This window comes from Rhodococcus sp. IEGM 1379, assembly GCF_030056815.1.
GTDB lineage: Bacteria > Actinomycetota > Actinomycetes > Mycobacteriales > Mycobacteriaceae > Rhodococcus_F.
The window spans coordinates 50,410-66,513 of record NZ_JASHKR010000026.1 but is presented as its reverse complement, the minus strand read 5'-3'; the positions used below and the strand labels follow the sequence as shown (position 1 = coordinate 66,513).

Sequence of the window (16,104 nt, the reverse complement as noted above, 5' to 3'; positions counted from 1 at the left end):
CCCTGGAAGAGCGCGACATTCGGTTCGTCCGCTTGTGGTTCACCGATGTTCTCGGTTACCTCAAATCGGTGGCGATCGCCCCCGCCGAGCTCGAAGGCGCCTTCGAAGAGGGAATCGGTTTCGACGGTTCCGCTATCGAGGGATTCGCCCGAGTGTCCGAAGCGGACACCGTTGCCCGCCCGGATGCGTCGACATTCCAGGTTCTGCCCTGGGCTCACAAGGACGGTGCGCAGCATTCGGCGCGCATGTTCTGCGACATCACGAACCCCGACGGTTCGCCGTCGTGGGCGGATCCCCGCCACGTGCTGCGTCGCCAACTGAGCAAGGCCAGCGATCTGGGCTTCAGTTGCTACGTACATCCGGAGATCGAGTTCTTCCTCCTCGAGAACGGCCCGATAGACGGCACACCGCCGATCCCGGCCGATTCCGGTGGCTACTTCGATCAGGCTGTACACGATTCGGCCCCCAACTTCCGTCGCCATGCGATCGACGCTCTCGAGTCCATGGGCATCTCCGTCGAGTTCAGCCACCACGAGGCCGCGCCGGGCCAGCAGGAGATCGATCTCCGCTACGCCGACGCACTGTCGATGGCCGACAACGTGATGACGTTCCGATACGTCGTCAAGGAGGTTGCGATCGGTGAAGGTGTGCGGGCGAGCTTCATGCCCAAGCCGTTCAGCGATCAGGCCGGTTCGGCCATGCATACCCACATGAGCCTGTTCGAAGGCGACACCAACGCATTCCACAATCCGGATGATCCGATGCAGCTCTCCGAAACCGGCAAGGCATTCATCGCCGGCATCCTCGAGCATGCCAACGAGATCAGTGCCGTCACCAACCAGTGGGTCAACTCCTACAAGCGTCTCGTTCACGGCGGAGAGGCACCCACAGCCGCGTCGTGGGGCCCGTCCAACCGCAGCGCGCTGATCCGCGTTCCGATGTACACGCCGAACAAGGCGTCGTCGCGTCGCGTCGAGATTCGCAGCCCAGACTCGGCTTGCAACCCGTACCTCGCGTTCGCGGTATTGCTCGCCGCCGGTCTGCGTGGAATCGAGAAGGGCTACACGCTGCCTCCCGAGGCTGAGGATGATGTGTGGTCGTTGACCTCCGCGGAGCGTCGTGCGATGGGCTACAAGGCTTTGCCGGGCAATCTCGACAGTGCGTTGCGTGAGATGGAGAAGTCGGAGCTGGTGGCTGAAGCACTCGGTGAGCACGTCTTCGATTTCTTCCTGCGCAACAAGCGTCGTGAATGGGAGGAATACCGGAGCCACGTGACGCCGTTCGAGCTCAAGAACTACCTCGGTCTGTGACGGTGAAGCCGCCATCTGCTCGAGCAGTAGTTCCGGGACCAGGTCGGTTGGGGCTGGTCGAGTCCACCGCTGCCGACGAACTCCGCCAGCTCGGTTGGGTCGACACCGACAGCATCGAACTTCTGTGGTCGCTTTCGCGCGCGGCCAATGCGGACCTCGCGTTGCGCACCCTGGTGCGCATCAAGGAGTCCTTGGGCGACGGCTGGCGTGAGCTCGACGCCGCTCTGCGTGCGGACAAGAGTGTTCGTGGTCGTCTCCTGGCATTGATCGGGGCATCGGCGGCGTTCGGCGATCATCTGGTTGCTGATCCGATCGGGTGGACACTCCTCGCCGGTTCTTCCTTGCCGAGCAAGGATCAAGCCACGTCCGCGCTACTCGATTCTGTCGGGGCGAGTCTCGACGAGGGTGCCGGACCAGGATCGCAGACGTACCGCGCCACCGTCACGGGTCCGGAAGCCGTTGCTGCGCTGCGTAAGTCGTACAAAGATCAGCTGATGCTGCTGGCTGCCTGCGATTTGGCGGCCACGGTCGAGAACGAGCCGGTTGTTCCGTATCAGACGATCGGCCATCAGCTTTCGGACCTGGCAGATGCCGCACTGACCGCCGCGCTGTCGGTAGCCATCGCCACAGTCTGCCCCGAGGGCAACTGTCCGATCAGGCTTGCAGTCATCGCGATGGGCAAATGTGGTGCTCGCGAACTGAATTACGTCTCCGACGTCGACGTCGTCTTCGTTGCGGAACCAGCCGACGCCACAGCCAGTCGGGTCGCCGGCGAAATGATGAGGATCGGCACCTCCGCCTTCTTCGAAGTTGATGCCGCACTGCGCCCTGAGGGTAAACGCGGAGAACTGGTGCGCTCGCTCGATTCTCACGTCGCGTACTACAAGCGGTGGGCCAAGACGTGGGAGTTCCAGGCGCTGCTGAAGGCGCGGCCGATGACCGGCGATATGGAACTCGGGCGTCAGTATGCCGAGGCCATGAGCCCGATGGTATGGACGGCGTCCGAGCGCGAAGACTTCGTTCCCGAAGTGCAGGCCATGCGTCGACGCGTCGAGGAACTCGTTCCACCCGAGATGCGCGAGCGTGAGCTCAAACTCGGCCGCGGAAGTTTGCGAGACGTCGAATTTGCCGTCCAACTCCTGCAATTGGTGCACGGCCGGGCTGACGATGCACTGCACGTGCAGAGCACTGTCGATGCATTGACGGCTCTCGCATCAGGTGGGTACGTGGGCCGCGACGACGCTGCGAACCTCACGGCGTCGTACGAATTCTTGCGACTTCTCGAGCATCGTCTGCAGTTGCAGAAACTCAAGCGCACGCACACGTTGCCGCCACCGGATGACGACGAGGCATTGCGCTGGTTGGCCCGCGCCGCACACATGCGTCCCGACGGACGTCTGGATGCGCTCGGTGTGTTGCGTGCCGAGATCAAGCGGAACTCGCATCGGATCCGCAGGCTCCACGCCAAATTGTTCTACCGCCCACTACTCGAATCGGTGGCTCGGATGGACAAGGAAGCCATGGTTCTCGGACCGGACGCTGCCGTCCGTCAGTTGGCGGCGTTGGGGTACACCGCCCCCGAAAATGCGCTGGGTCACCTCACCGCATTAACCAGGGGTGCGTCCCGCAAGGGCCGGATTCAGGCACTGCTGCTGCCGACACTGCTCGAATATCTCGCTGACACACCGGATCCCGATGCCGGACTCCTTGCGTATCGACGGTTGTCCGACGCCTTGGTCGATCAGACCTGGTTCCTCCGGTTGCTCCGCGACGAGGCTGCCGTTGCCGAACGGCTGATGCGGGTGCTGGGTTCCTCGGCTTACCTTCCTGATCTGCTGATCAAGGCACCCGATGTGATTCGCCTGTACGCGGATTCGCCCAGCGGCCCACGCCTCATCGAACCGAAGCCCGAAGACGTCTCCCGCGGAATTCTCACTGCCTCGGGTCGGCACAGTGATCCGAATCGCGCTGTTGCTGCGGCGCGTTCGTTGCGTCGGCATGAATTGGCTCGGATCGCCTCGGCTGACATCCTGGGCATGCTCGATGTTCCGGAGGTGTGCAAGGCGCTCTCCTCAGTGTGGGCTGCGGTACTCAACGCGTCCCTCTCGGCCGTCATCAAGGCCAGTGTTGTGGAATTGGGCACACCGGCACCGGCAGCTTTCTCCGTCATCGGCATGGGCCGACTCGGCGGCGGTGAACTCGGATACGGGTCCGACGCCGACGTTCTGTTCGTGTGCGAGCCCCTCGAAGGTGTCGACGAGACAGTTGCCGTCAAGTGGGCCAACAGCATTGCGGACAAGGTGCGCAAGCTTCTGGGAGCGCCCAGTACCGATCCGCCGCTCGAGGTAGACACCGGGTTACGTCCCGAAGGCCGAAACGGTCCGATGGTCCGCACCCTCGAGTCGTACGACGCTTATTACTCGAAGTGGGCGCAGGCGTGGGAAATCCAGGCATTGCTGCGCGCTCATCCCGTTGCCGGCGATCCGGTGCTGGGACTCCAGTTCCTCCACATGATCGACAAGACTCGCTACCCCGCCGGTGGCGTCGACGACGCGGCGGTTCGTGAGATTCGGCGGATCAAGGCTCGTATCGACTCCGAAAGGCTCCCTCGCGGAGCTGATCCCGCAACGCATACCAAACTGGGGCGCGGCGGACTGGCCGACATCGAGTGGACAGTGCAGCTGATTCAACTGCGCCACGCCGACAAAATTCAGTCCCTGCATAACACCTCGACGTTGGAAACTCTGGACGCCATCGGCGCAGCCGAGTTGCTCAGCGAAGAAGACGTGGAATTGCTACGCGACGCCTGGATCACTGCGACCAAAGCGCGGAATTGCCTTGTGCTGGTTCGAGGTAAGCCGACGGATCAGTTGCCCGGACCCGGACGGGTCCTGGCTGCCGTGGCTCAGGTCGCCGGATACGGAGATGATGCGGGGGAGTTCCTCGACAACTACCTTCGCATTACGCGCCGCGCAAAAGCAGTGGTAGAGAGGGTATTCGGCGGCGAGTAGGGGTGAGCGCGCCGGCAATTCAGTCCTGAAGGACTGCGCCGGATGCCGCGAACTTCCGGACCTCCGCGTCGCCCCACACGTGTGCTGGAACACCGCCGCCGAGTAGTTCGCGTGCAAGTGCCGGAGAATTGGCGATGTGAACGTCGCTGCCCGCGATGATCATGTTGCCGTAGCGTCGGCCCTTGAGCATCGCGGGATCGGCGATGATCGCCATGTGCTCGAATTGTGCACCGATAGTTGCAGCTTCGGCACGTGCTCCCTGCAGATCCGGGGTGTCGCCGCAGTTGACGAGGTAGATGCCGCCGGGCGCGAGGACGCGTCGTACGTGGGCGTTGAACTGCGCCGTGGTCAGCGGAACCGGAGTTTTGCTGCCGGCGAAGACATCGCGGATGATGATGTCGCGCGTTGATTCGGTGAGGGTTTCGGTGACGGCGCGTGCTTCACCCACGCGGATGCGGAGCAGTGGTGCCCGTGGAAGATCGAACCAGTTCCGGACTAATTCCGCCAGCGCACCGTCGATCTCGACCACGACCTGCCGGGCATCGGGATAGGTGGCTGCGAAGTACCGAGCCATCGAACACGCCCCGCCGCCGAGGTGCAGCACCCGCAGTCGTTCCGTTCGAGAGCGTTCGGAATCGACGAGGTGCGCAATCCACCTCATGTACTCGAAATCCAGAATCTTCGGATCAGCCAGATCGATGTGCGAGCTGGGGACGCCGTTGATGTGCACAATCCAGCCGGTGTCGGAGTATTGATCGCGAACAAGTTCGCAGGTCCCGGTGTCGATCGGGAAGGTGCCGGGAACTGGACCGGTATCGCCCTGTTCAGGAGCGGTGCTGCGATTCTTGGTCTTACGAGTTCCTTTGGCCACTGCACCCATTCTAGGGGCTCCGCCCCGGTGCGCCGTTCTGGTAGCGCCGACTACCAAAAAGGCGCACGGAGCAGCAGTATTTTCGCGCCGGTTCAGGCACACTCATGGGTGGAGTGTGATCGGAGACACAAATTTCCGGTTCGGTCCGTCGTCGTCCGTGCATCACGAAGATTTTCGAGGAGTGCAGGTGAAGGTTAAGGCAGCGGTAGTAAAGGCGCCGGGTCAGGCGTGGGAAATCGAAGAGGTCGAACTGGGCGATCCAGTATCCGGCGAAGTGCAGGTTCGGCTCGCCGCGTCGGGACTCTGCCATTCGGACGAGCATTTGCGGACGGGTGCAACTCCGCTGCCCTTCTATCCGGCGCTCGGTGGGCACGAGGGCGCCGGAGTGGTGACCAAAGTTGGCCCTGGCGTCACCAACGTCGAAGAAGGCGATCATGTGGTGCTCGCGTTCATCCCGGCCTGTGGACGGTGTCCGTCATGCGCCAAGGGGCTCCAGAACATCTGTGACGAGGGTGCGGGTCTGCTGACCGGACAGGCGATCTCGGACAAGACTTATCGCGTAACGCTCGACGGAGAACCTGTCGTTCAGATGTGTCTGTTGGGTACCTTCTCGCCGTACGTCACGGTCAACGAGGCATCGGTGATCAAGATCGAAAAGGACATACCTCTCGACAAGGCCGCTCTGCTCGGCTGCGGCGTTGCGACGGGTTGGGGCTCGGCGACGGCAATCGGCGGCGCCAAAGTCGGTGACACGGTGGTCGTTATCGGCATCGGTGGCGTCGGCATCAACTCGGTACAGGGTGCCGCGTCGGCCGGGGCGCGCTTTGTCGTCGCCATCGATCCGGTCGAGTTCAAGCGACAGAAGGCCAAGGAATTCGGTGCCACGCACACCTTTGCTTCCATCGAGGAGGCTCTCCCCGTGATCGGCGAAATCACCTGGGGGAAGATGGCTGATGTCACGGTCATTACGGTCGGTGAGATCCACGGCGACATGATCCAGCCCGCGCTCAGTGCTACCGGTAAGGGTGGGCAGGTCGTCGTCGTCGGCATGGGCCACTACGCAGATTCTCAGGTGACGCTGAGTCTGTTCGAGCTGACACTTCTGCAGAAGCGCTTGCAGGGAGCCATCTTTGGCGGAGTGGGACCGCGTTCGCAGATTCCGAAGCTCCTCGACCATTACCGCAGCGGCGCACTCAAGCTCGACGAGTTGGTGACCAAGACCTACAAGTTGGAGGACATCAACGAGGGGTACGCGGACATGCTGGCAGGGAAGAACCTGCGCGGAATGATCGTCTACACGGAGGACGATTACTGATCGCCTTCAGTCCAGCATGACGGATTTGATTCCGGCCCTCCGACGTCTGTGTCGGAGGGCCGGTTTCGTGTCAGTGGCAGAACTCGGGCGCTGGGGGATGTAGGTGCAGAATTGGTTCTAGTTAAGCTAGCCTTACTTAGCTAAGGTAATATTCAGTTTGCCGAACGGTGACGTACTGGCCTACGTCGACAAGGTGAGCACACAGGGCACAGTGGTAGTGGCAACATTGGACCCGATGTCGCACTTCGGAGCATATTTCATGCCGGCAACCGAACGATTCCTCAATGGCCTATGCCATTGATTTCATAGTTTACGAAAAACAGTTCACCACGTAATTCGATAAGGATCTCATCATGACCAACACACTCACCGTGATCGATCAGGGAACAACCCTCGACTTCACCTTCGAAGACAGCCTCCGTTACCACGGACCACAGGCCCCCGGCGGAGTTGCCCACGCGTACAAGGTGATCGAGCGCGCGCTCGAGGTCCTGGGGACCGACGGACCCGTCGAACGTCGTGAGCTTGTAGTCACCACATCTCACGGTGGTCCGGGGGTGCGCGATACTTTCGAGTTGGTCACCCGCAGTGTCACCGAGGGGCGCTACACCGTCGACCCGGCGCTGGCTCGTCCTGAACGCGGAACCACATTGGCAATTTACGTCTTTCAGATCGATTATCGTGGCAAGAGCATCACTCTGATTATCCGTGACGCTGGGTTTGTAGTAGACGAGTTCATTGCGCTCGTGGGTAAGGCCGAGAAATCGGCCGCGGACTTAGGGCGCTTGAAGGTCCTCAAGCTCGAAATGACTGAACGGGTCATGGCGGCCCCCGCAGATCAGATCTACGATGTTGTGCCCAGCGCGGTCGCGTCTGACATCTAACATCGCGGTCGCGTCTGACATCGTGAATCTGTTGATGCGCAAGGGTTCTGCACATCCGATCGACTCCCGTGTGTCCTATCTCAACCTGTACGAGTTCGACGATCTTGATCTGTCGTCGGTTGCCGGGCTTGTTGTCACTTCCGATTGTGATCAGATCTTCCTCGAGCGCACGGGGGAAGAACTCACCGCATTTGTTCGGGCGGGTGGGCGTATCGCGGTGATGGGTCACGTGGTCACCACTCACATCGGTCGTTCGCGAGTGCCGCTCGACTACGTCCACCCTCTCGGAGAGGGCTATGTTCTGGTGCATTCGGGCAACGATCTAACCGGTTGGCACAGTGATGACAATTCGGCCTCACGTATGTCGCCACAGCTATTCGACTGGCTTGCCCAGCGCTGACACGTCGAGAACGAAATACGGTGCCCGTATCGAAAGCGATACGGGCACCGTATTTTGTACGACCGGGCGACTATGTGTGGTCGACCCAACGTAGGAGAGCGTAGAGGAAACGGGTCGAACCCGGCATGAAGTTGTTGCCGTGATGGTACGTCGGATCCAAGGTGGTGGCGATGATGCGACCCGCGGTCGACGTGGTGTCCTCGAAGAGCATCATTCCGGCGTCATGAGAGTTTCCATCTGAGTCGGGTTCCTCCGAGACCAGAAGTGGGACAACGTCTGCATCGGTATGGAGCAGGCCGTGGTGGTGCCAGATTACAGACTTCGTGGTCAGGTAGTTCCACGATTCGTGATCGTGACTGCGCGTGCGAATCATCGGATCTTCGCCGGTTCGCCACCACCAGAAGTTGGTCGGGCGCGGGCTCCAGGTCACACCGGGAAGCCATGTGTGTGCGGCATTCTCACCCAGAACCACCAGGGTTCCGCCGCGTTCGGCGACAGCGAGGAATTCGGCAGCATGCTTGCGGAGCAGTTCCGGATGTAGACGATCCGCGAGAATAAGCGTCGTGACGCCGTCGAGGTCACCGGGCTGCAGGTCAACGAGATAGTGGAAGTCCGGCTGGTGTGCGACGACGGCCGGATCTTTGACGGTCTGCAAGTGGAAGTGCGATCCACCGTGCACGATCGCAAGGTTGCGCGTGGAGAGGGGAGCGCGATCCGTGCGGTTGAAGGCTTCGAGGGTAGACATCAGATATCCGTTCGGTCGAGCTGGCCGAGCCAGTTCAGGAGTTGCGGAAAGACACGCGAGGACGTGTTGGGATCAGCCTGGAACACCGCGAGATCGATTCCGCCGTGAACCAGTATCTCGCCGGCACCCAGCGGGTAGACGTAGTCGACCGGAAGGCCATGACGACCAATGTAATTGGTAACGATGGCGTTGTCCGGCAACTTCTGGCTGTAGCCGCGCCCGTAGAATCCCGACACTTCCTTGCGGAAACTGAGATCAGCGGGATCGACGCCTGCCCACACGGGGTGGGGGCTGCCGGCTGAGATGGCAAGATCCTTGGGGCCTGAGTACTGGAGTTTGCGCCATTGTCCAAGGTTGGGAAGGAAGTCTGTGAGGGGATGGCCCATCACGGCGATACGACCACCGGCAGTGACGAAGTCGGTGAGAACGTCTCGGTTGCGCTCCAGGTAGATCTGATCGCAGTTTCCGTTGATGATGAGTCCCGAAACGGCGCTCAGATCGATCGTATCGAGTTCGTAGAGATCGACATTACGCACGAGTGCGGTATTGGAGGTGTTACCGGACATGCCGGTGTTGGAACCCATTACCAAGTGCAGAACTCGGGCGATTGTTTTTGTGGCTGTACCACTTTCGGCGGTCATAAGAGCGAGCTTTCTTTGAGACGGAGGTCGTTGTCGGCCACCGCGAAATTGTCATAGCGGGTGTAGACCACGGTGCGCGGACTACCGCGATCGAGGACGGTTTCGGTTGCGACGTCGATACCGTAGAGGCGGGAGAGGGTTTCGCTCGTCACGAGGGTTTCCACGCCGCCGACCACAATCTCCTCGGGGCTGTACATGACGACTGCGTCTCCGCCGAGGTGCAGCGCGTGATCGGGGTGATGCGTGGTCAGCAGGATTCCCATGCCTTCTGCAGCGAGTTCGCGCAGAAGTTGGAGGACGTGCGCTTGGTTTCGCAGGTCGAGTGCGGAGACTGGTTCGTCGAGAATCATGAACGTGCAGTCTGTGTTCAGTGCGCGGGCGACGAGGACCAATTGTCTTTGTCCGCCGGATAGTTCGGTGAAATTCGACGACGCAAGATGGTCGATACCCACTCGTTCGAGAACACTCCGAGTTCGTGCGACATCGGCTTTGCCGGGGGTTCCGAATGTCGAGACTTTCTTTGCCCGGCCCATCAGCACCATGTCGAACACCGAGTACGCAAAATTCGACGTTGTTGCCTGCGGGACGTAGCCGATGTTCGGATCTCTGATGACCCGACCTTCTTCGGGGGTGGTGAGACCCGCGATGCACCGCAACAGGGTGGTTTTGCCCTTGCCGTTGGGGCCGAGAATCGAGGTGATCGAGCCCGACGCGATGGCGAGGTTGGTGTGTCGGAATACCCAGTCCCGCCCGGGATACCGAAAGCCGAGATCCACTAGCTCAAGCATTGATGAACGCCTGTCTGCTCGACTTGCGAAGGAGAACGACGAATACCGGAGCGCCGATGATTGCCGTGAGGATTCCCAGGGGAATCTCGCCGGGGCTGATCGTGCGCGAAAGAGTGTCGATTACAGTCAGGTACGCCGCGCCGAGAACAAACGTCGTCGGCATCGAGATCCGATGATCGGGACCAACCCACAGCCTGGCTAGGTGTGGAACGACCAAACCGACCCAACCGATGACACCGGATACGGCAACGGCGCCGGCCGTCATGAATGCGACCATGACCAGAAGCACCATGCGTAGACGGTGAGGCTTGATGCCCAGCGATGCGGCATCGTCGTCGCCGAGCGAGAGAATGTTCACACGCCAGCGGAGTCCGAGAATCACGGCGCTGCCGAGCAGGATCGGAACTGCGGCGATCGCAACTTTGCCCATATCGGCGGTTGCCAGGGAACCCATGAGCCAGAAGACAATTGACGGCAGTGTGCTGTACGGATCGGCGAGGTAGGTGATCAGCGAGACGAGCGCGGAGAAGAACGCACTGGTAACCACGCCGCCGAGCACGATCATGAGAATGGAACTGCCCGTGCGGGTTTTGCCGATGGCGGTGACCATCACCAGCGCAGCGATACCGAATATAAACGCTCCGCCGACGAGGAATGCCGATCCGAGGCCGAGCATGAGGACGAGGACGCCACCGAACGACGCTCCGGAGGAGACTCCGAGGACCTGTGGGCTTACCAACGGATTCCGGAACACTGCTTGCAACGCCGAACCGCCCAGTGCCAGTCCGCCGCCGACCAGCATGCCTAGAAGCAGTCGTGGGAGGCGAACGCCGAGAACAACTTGCGACTCGACCTCGGTCCAGGTCTGTTCCAATGGAATCACTCGATCGATGAGGATGCGGGCGACTTCGTTGACCGGAATGGTGTATCGGCCGATGGCCAGGGCTGCCAAGCCGATCACGAGGATGCCGAAGGTCAGGATCAGTGGAACAGTGAAAACCTTGTACCGGGAGGGTTTCCCGGCGTCTGCGGCAGTTGCTTCACCACCAAGGGTTGCACTCTCAAGCGCTGAACGAGTCATAGCCTGTGCTTACCTTGTTGGACTCGAGATGCAGGATGCGGTCGATCTCGGCGTCCGTGACATCGTAGGCATACAGTGACTGGTACGTTTCGCGAATACGGTTGCGCAGATCGAGGTCGAGTTGTGCTTCGGGGTAAAAGATTTCGGCCACCCACAGCCACATCAGGTTGGATTCGTTGCAGGGGGGATCCCAGGAGAACCCGCCGATCGGTGCTTTGTAGACGCGCTTGTTCTTCACCGCACTCAGTGATGCCCAGTTGGGGTTGTCGTAGATGTCCTGCGGGGTGGCAGCGTCGAAGTTTCCGAGAACCAGGACCTCGGGATCCCAGGTCAGAATCTGCTCTTTGGTGACCGCGACGCTGGTGCCCTTTCCGGCACCGCGGGCGACGTTCTTACCGCCGGCGAGAGTGATCCAGAAGTCCATGTAGGTGTTGTCAGCGGAGACTTTAGTCTCGGGTGTGCTGTAGAAGTACATCGCGCGTGGGGCCTTGGCGGCATTTGCGACGGCGATGGACTCGACAGTCTTTCGATCGGCAGCCATGCGGTTGAGTATTTCCCGCGCTTCCGGCTTCTTGTCGAGCAGATCGCCGAAGATGTTGATCCATGCTTCGAGATCCTCCTGAGTTCCGTACTTGAGGAGAATGACCTTCAATCCGGCGTTGCGGAGTGGCGCAACGATGTCGTCACCCTTGTCGCCCCACTGGATCACGACATCCGGGTTGAGGGAGAGGATTTGTTCGACGTTCGGAACGAAGTCGGGGCCGGAAACTACTGGGGTGTTGAGGAATTCCGGGAACATCGTGGCAAGCATGCCGTTTTTGGCGAGGGAAATAGCACTGGAGTTGACGCCGACATTGCGTGAGATCGACTGGTCGGAACCGGCGATCATGGAGGGGACAGGAATGATCGCCGAGGCGATACGCCCGACGGGGGTGTCGAACGTAATAGTGTTCTGATACTGGTCCACGACGGTGAACGGACCCGATGCGCTCTCGGTTGTCGAGGCTTCGTCAACGGGCGTGCGACTAGAGCAAGCCGTGATCCCGAAAGCTCCGAGTGCGGCGGCGGCTACCCCCATCGATCGAATCAGTTGGCGGCGCGTCATGGCGCCTCCCACAGTGGACGGGTTCTGCAGCGGACGCATGAGTTCTCCGAAAAGTCTTGTCACGGTGACGGTTACCGAAAAGTGAAATGAATTTCTCAATTTTCTTAGGCTAGCATAGGTTTAGTTAGGGTTGGATACCCTGCTTTGTGATGCGGGTGACATAGAACAACCGCACGTCCTTCCTGGGCGTGCGGTTGTGTTGGAGTTCTGGTGCAGTTAGTGGCTTGCGAACATCTTGATCCTCTGGTCGCGGCTGCGTTCGAGGTGCGTGCGCATGCATTCGCGCGCGGTCCGTTCGTTGCGGGCGCGAATGGCATCTAGGATTTGTTGATGCTCGGCGTTGAGCAGGTCAGGTTCGCCGTAGTTCGAAGGTGGTCCGCTGTCGTAGATCCGAAGTTGTGTGGTCAGGCGGATGAGCAGCGACATGATCGTGGAATTGTGGGCGGCCTGCCAGAGGGCCTCGTGGAACTTGAAGTTCCCTGATCTGACTTCCGTTCCTTCAATTGCCGTGCAACAGAAGGTATGGAGCTGTTCCAGCCGTGCGAGATCCAGGTCGCTGTGCCGCAGTGCAGCTGCGCCGGCGGCTTCTGATTCCAAGGCGACTCGCGCCGCGTAGATTTCGATGACGTCTTCGGGCGTTCCGGAGCGGACGCGGAATCCACGCGCGGCCCGCTCGAGAAGTCCGTCGTGTGCAAGCCAATTCAGTGCTTCGCGAATGGGTGTACGCGAGGCTCCATACGATTCGCACAGCTGTGTTTCGTGTAGAGGGGTGCCCTGCGTGAATTTGCCGTCCAAGATGTCTGCACGCAGTCGGAGGTACTGCCGCGAGGTTTGGTCCGAGCGGCCCAGCGCTGTCTCCGGCACCAGCAGGTGTGTGGTGCTTGCAGTTTCCTCGGCGCTCATGCGTCCCCGTTCCTTCTTGTGAGTGAAGCGTGTTCGATTATGCCACTGACGGCGCGTGAGTACTTGCGTATACGCTAGTACTCACTTAGGTTCGTCGGTGTCGATTTCGAAAGGAAGGTGCTTCGTGACGAGGGAATTGGACACGCCGTTGATCGACACGCCGTTGATCGACGCGGTGGCGCTCGAAGCGCTTGTGACCGCGGATGACGTGGTTGTGCTCGACGTGAGCGTGCATTTTCCGCCGGCGCGGTTCGACGGCGACTATCGACCGGAATCGGGATACGCGGGTTGGGTCGAGGGTCATATCCCGGGTTCCCGTCACGTCGACCTGATGACGACGTTCTCCGATCGCGCCGCATCGTTGCACTTCACGCGACCTTGCGCTGATCAGTTGTCGGACGACCTCGCGGCACTCGGAGTCGAACCTGGTGCGTCGATAGTGATCTACGACCAGGGATCGATGACGTGGGCCTCACGATTCTGGTGGGTGCTCCGCAACGCGGGCATCTATGCGCGAGTTCTTGACGGAGGTCTCGCCGAGTGGACCCGGATCGGCTTGCCGGTTGGTACCGGTCCGGAAGCTGCGTCTGGATTTGCCGAATCACGTTGGGCTGCTTCGGACCTCGGCCTGTGGGTTGATCAAAATCTGGTAGCGGCTGTGTCAACCGGATCCCGGCCGGGAACACTCGTATGCGCCCTGTCGCCCGAGCAGTATGCGGGCACTGAAAAGACGAGATACTCACGCCGTGGTCATATTCCGGCGAGTTTGAACCTCTCGGCGAAAAGCCTACTTGACGACGAGGGGCTGATGCTCCCGATTACGGAGGTCTCCACACGTGCCGGATCGGTCCTGCGTGGGCACCCAAAACCCGTCGTAATCTACTGCGGTGGAGGTGTTTCCGCGTGCCTTACCGCGCTCGGTCTGGTGATGAGTGGGTACGGCGACGTCAAGATCTACGACGGTTCCCTCGAGGAATGGACTGCCGATCCGGCATTGCCGATGGTTACCGGAAATGCACCCGGCGAAGGCGATCGATGTCACGGGTCGTGATTGACCGGCCCTGTACAGACTTATTGCCTGAAGGAAAACTCATGTCCCACATTATTACTGCTGATTCCGTTGCCACTTCTCTCGACGCATTGCGTGAGCAGGTGCCGCTTGTCCAATCGCTCACCAACATCGTCTCGGCCAATTTCCTTACCAACGTCCTGCTTGCCGCCGGCGCGAGCAACGCGCATATCGACAACGTGCACGAAGCCGCAGGTTTTGCAGCCATCGCTGGGGGAGTGCTGGTGAATCTCGGAACCCCCGACGACGCGACTGCCGCTGCATTCCGAGTAGCTGCGGAGGCTGCGCAGAAGGCCGACACTCCCTGGGTTCTCGACCCGGTCGGAGTCGGCGGATTACCTTGGCGCAGTGACATTGCCGTGGACCTGCTTCGATTCCGCCCAACCGCAATTCGAGGCAATGCGTCGGAGATCATCGCGCTCGCAGGTCTCGGCGGTGATACGCGTGGAGTCGACAGCGCATCGGATTCCATCGATGCTGTTCCTGCGGCAATTTCCCTGTTGAACCATTCCGACGCCGTATCCGCTTCGGGGCCTGTCGATTACATCGTGGGTCGCGACAGCGAAGGTGTAGTGAGTGGCGTGCGTGTGTCAGGTGGTAGCGCGCTTCTTCCTCGCGTGACGAGCACGGGTTGCTCATTGGGTGGGCTCGTCGCCGCTTATCTGGCAGTGACACCAACGGCACTCGAAGGCCTCGTTGCTGCGCACGCCCACGTCGCGGTCGCATCCGAAATCGCCGAGAAGAACTCGACCGGTCCGGGTTCGTTTGCCGTCGCCTACCTCGACGCTCTCTATACCGTCGACGCCGATACCATCCGGACGCTTGCACGCGTCGAATCTTTCGAATTGCCGACTGGAGCGCAAAACTGATGAGTGTCAAGACTTTTTGGTACCTCACGCAAGCCGACGGCGACTACCCGTGGACTCCGGATGGCCTCTACCCGGTGGACGGTGCGAGGCAAATCGAGTTGGCGAAAACGATCGACGACGGCGGATTCGAAGGTGCCCTGGTTGCCACGTGGCCGAACGACCCCTTCATCTCGGCGACCTGGGCCGCTGCGCATACAACTCGAATGAAGTTCCTGGTCGCTGTCTACGCGAACATGACGCCGGCACGTTTGCTTGCTGAAAAGGCGCTCACTTTCGACGCTTTCAGTGGCGGACGCTTGATGATCAACTCAGTCAACGGACGCGAGAACATCCTCACGAAGTACGACATGAACGTCGAGCACGATCGGCGATACGAATTGGGGGAGCAGTACTGGGCTGACTTCCGCCGCATTTACGCCGAGGGCACCGAATCGAATTTCCCGAACACACCGCTGCGGATCGATGCCCCGGCCGGTCACCAGGTTCCGCTGTGGGGAACCGGTGATTCGCCCGCCGGACTGGCCAATTCAGGCAAGGTGCTGGATACATATCTTGCGATGCTCCGCGAGACGTCCTTCATCGAGGACAAGTTCACTGCAGCGCGAGGTGCTGCCGAAAACGCGGGACGAGAATTCACGGACTTCGGTGCGCTCACCGGTGTCATCGTTCGGCCCACGAAGGCGCAAGCGCTCGAGCGGTTCCGGTCGCTGTTCGAGAAGACCGGAATCGACCAGATCACACATGTTCTCGACAATGCGGTGCGTCGACGCACTCACGGGGAGCATGATCTGAAGACGTTCACAGCTCGCGACGCGCAGCGTCAGGGTTGGGTCGACTCCATCGCAGCCGGGAAGCTGCCGGAACCCGAAGATCTGTACGTCGGTGACGGTCTCTACGCCGGAATCACGGCGTGGTCACCTCTCGACATCTTCGGAACCGGTTCGTCAGCGGTCTACTACGTCGGCGATCCGGACTCGATCACCGATTCGGTGCGCACTCTTCGTGCACGCACCGGTCTCACAGCACTGATTCTCGCGGGTTGGCCACTCATCGAAGAGGCAAAATGGGTGTCCGAGTACCTGATTCCACGGTTCGACGCGCTGGACTGAGCT

The 16,104-nt window shown here is 60.5% G+C and carries 15 protein-coding genes; 8 read left to right on the top strand and 7 right to left on the bottom strand.

Translation table 11 applies throughout. The features are described from left to right. The first annotated feature begins 2 nt into the window (after positions 1-2). Both QM600_RS16140 and QM600_RS16135 read left to right on the top strand, forming a co-directional pair. Positions 3-1,310 (top strand): glutamine synthetase family protein, encoded by a 1,308-nt coding sequence (locus QM600_RS16140; protein ID WP_283262499.1) that lies wholly within the window; start codon positions 3-5, stop codon positions 1,308-1,310. Next, entirely contained in the window at positions 1,307-4,321 is a 3,015-nt protein-coding gene (locus QM600_RS16135; protein ID WP_283262498.1) for a bifunctional [glutamine synthetase] adenylyltransferase/[glutamine synthetase]-adenylyl-L-tyrosine phosphorylase, read from the top strand. The genes QM600_RS16140 and QM600_RS16135 overlap by 4 nt, the downstream gene beginning before the upstream one ends. Before the next feature lie 19 nt (positions 4,322-4,340). On the opposite strand, the gene QM600_RS16130 is transcribed toward QM600_RS16135, so the two are convergent. Then, complete coding sequence (locus tag QM600_RS16130; RefSeq protein WP_283262497.1) at positions 4,341-5,201, bottom strand: spermidine synthase; 861 nt, start codon at positions 5,199-5,201, stop codon at positions 4,341-4,343. Positions 5,202-5,379: 178 nt separating this feature from the next. Between QM600_RS16130 and QM600_RS16125 the strand changes: the two genes are divergently transcribed. From QM600_RS16125 to QM600_RS16115, 3 genes are all read left to right on the top strand, one after another. Next, entirely contained in the window at positions 5,380-6,507 is a 1,128-nt protein-coding gene (locus QM600_RS16125) for an NDMA-dependent alcohol dehydrogenase (protein WP_283262496.1), read from the top strand. Between the two features lie 353 nt (positions 6,508-6,860). Beyond that, on the top strand, positions 6,861-7,391 hold the full coding sequence (locus QM600_RS16120) for a hypothetical protein (RefSeq protein ID WP_283262495.1): 531 nt from the start codon (positions 6,861-6,863) through the stop codon (positions 7,389-7,391). 22 nt (positions 7,392-7,413) lie between these two features. Then, on the top strand, positions 7,414-7,791 hold the full coding sequence (locus QM600_RS16115) for a hypothetical protein (protein WP_283262494.1): 378 nt from the start codon (positions 7,414-7,416) through the stop codon (positions 7,789-7,791). A 70-nt stretch (positions 7,792-7,861) separates the two neighbouring features. Here QM600_RS16115 and QM600_RS16110 read toward each other — a convergent pair whose 3' ends face one another. The 6 genes from QM600_RS16110 to QM600_RS16085 form a co-directional block, all read right to left on the bottom strand. After that, positions 7,862-8,536, bottom strand: a complete 675-nt coding sequence (locus tag QM600_RS16110) for a hypothetical protein (protein ID WP_283262493.1) — start codon at positions 8,534-8,536, stop codon at positions 7,862-7,864. Continuing rightward, positions 8,536-9,177 carry a hypothetical protein gene (locus tag QM600_RS16105; protein ID WP_283262492.1) on the bottom strand — a complete coding sequence of 214 codons (642 nt, stop codon included), beginning with the start codon at positions 9,175-9,177 and terminating at the stop codon, positions 8,536-8,538. Before QM600_RS16105 ends, QM600_RS16110 begins: the two co-directional genes overlap by 1 nt. Next, complete coding sequence (locus QM600_RS16100; RefSeq protein WP_283262491.1) at positions 9,174-9,965, bottom strand: ABC transporter ATP-binding protein; 792 nt, start codon at positions 9,963-9,965, stop codon at positions 9,174-9,176. The genes QM600_RS16105 and QM600_RS16100 overlap by 4 nt, the downstream gene beginning before the upstream one ends. After that, entirely contained in the window at positions 9,958-11,046 is a 1,089-nt protein-coding gene (locus tag QM600_RS16095; protein WP_283262490.1) for a FecCD family ABC transporter permease, read from the bottom strand. The genes QM600_RS16100 and QM600_RS16095 overlap by 8 nt, the downstream gene beginning before the upstream one ends. Next, complete coding sequence (locus QM600_RS16090) at positions 11,027-12,250, bottom strand: ABC transporter substrate-binding protein (protein WP_349307266.1); 1,224 nt, start codon at positions 12,248-12,250, stop codon at positions 11,027-11,029. The genes QM600_RS16095 and QM600_RS16090 overlap by 20 nt, the downstream gene beginning before the upstream one ends. A gap of 117 nt (positions 12,251-12,367) precedes the next feature. Then, positions 12,368-13,054, bottom strand: a complete 687-nt coding sequence (locus tag QM600_RS16085; protein WP_283262489.1) for a GntR family transcriptional regulator — start codon at positions 13,052-13,054, stop codon at positions 12,368-12,370. A 124-nt stretch (positions 13,055-13,178) separates the two neighbouring features. Here QM600_RS16085 and QM600_RS16080 point away from each other — a divergent pair, with 124 nt between their 5' ends. From QM600_RS16080 to QM600_RS16070, 3 genes are read left to right on the top strand one after another with little or no spacing between them, the layout of a single operon-like run. Next, on the top strand, positions 13,179-14,105 hold the full coding sequence (locus tag QM600_RS16080) for a sulfurtransferase (protein WP_283262488.1): 927 nt from the start codon (positions 13,179-13,181) through the stop codon (positions 14,103-14,105). Positions 14,106-14,146: 41 nt separating this feature from the next. Further along, entirely contained in the window at positions 14,147-14,992 is an 846-nt protein-coding gene (thiM, locus tag QM600_RS16075) for a hydroxyethylthiazole kinase (RefSeq protein ID WP_283262487.1), read from the top strand. Then, complete coding sequence (locus QM600_RS16070) at positions 14,992-16,101, top strand: LLM class flavin-dependent oxidoreductase (RefSeq protein WP_283262485.1); 1,110 nt, start codon at positions 14,992-14,994, stop codon at positions 16,099-16,101. The genes thiM and QM600_RS16070 overlap by 1 nt, the downstream gene beginning before the upstream one ends. Positions 16,102-16,104 lie beyond the last annotated feature (3 nt).

Bases quoted from the DNA above. Each gene is read 5' to 3' on its own strand.
- QM600_RS16120 (WP_283262495.1), top strand. From the start codon at position 6,861: ATGACCAACACACTCACCGTGATCGATCAGGGAACAACCCTCGACTTC.
- thiM (WP_283262487.1), top strand. From the start codon at position 14,147: ATGTCCCACATTATTACTGCTGATTCCGTTGCCACTTCTCTCGACGCA.
- QM600_RS16100 (WP_283262491.1), bottom strand. From the start codon at position 9,965: ATGCTTGAGCTAGTGGATCTCGGCTTTCGGTATCCCGGGCGGGACTGG.
- QM600_RS16070 (WP_283262485.1), top strand. From the start codon at position 14,992: ATGAGTGTCAAGACTTTTTGGTACCTCACGCAAGCCGACGGCGACTAC.
- QM600_RS16110 (WP_283262493.1), bottom strand. From the start codon at position 8,536: ATGTCTACCCTCGAAGCCTTCAACCGCACGGATCGCGCTCCCCTCTCC.
- QM600_RS16105 (WP_283262492.1), bottom strand. From the start codon at position 9,177: ATGACCGCCGAAAGTGGTACAGCCACAAAAACAATCGCCCGAGTTCTG.
- QM600_RS16095 (WP_283262490.1), bottom strand. From the start codon at position 11,046: ATGACTCGTTCAGCGCTTGAGAGTGCAACCCTTGGTGGTGAAGCAACT.
- QM600_RS16130 (WP_283262497.1), bottom strand. From the start codon at position 5,201: ATGGGTGCAGTGGCCAAAGGAACTCGTAAGACCAAGAATCGCAGCACC.
- QM600_RS16085 (WP_283262489.1), bottom strand. From the start codon at position 13,054: ATGAGCGCCGAGGAAACTGCAAGCACCACACACCTGCTGGTGCCGGAG.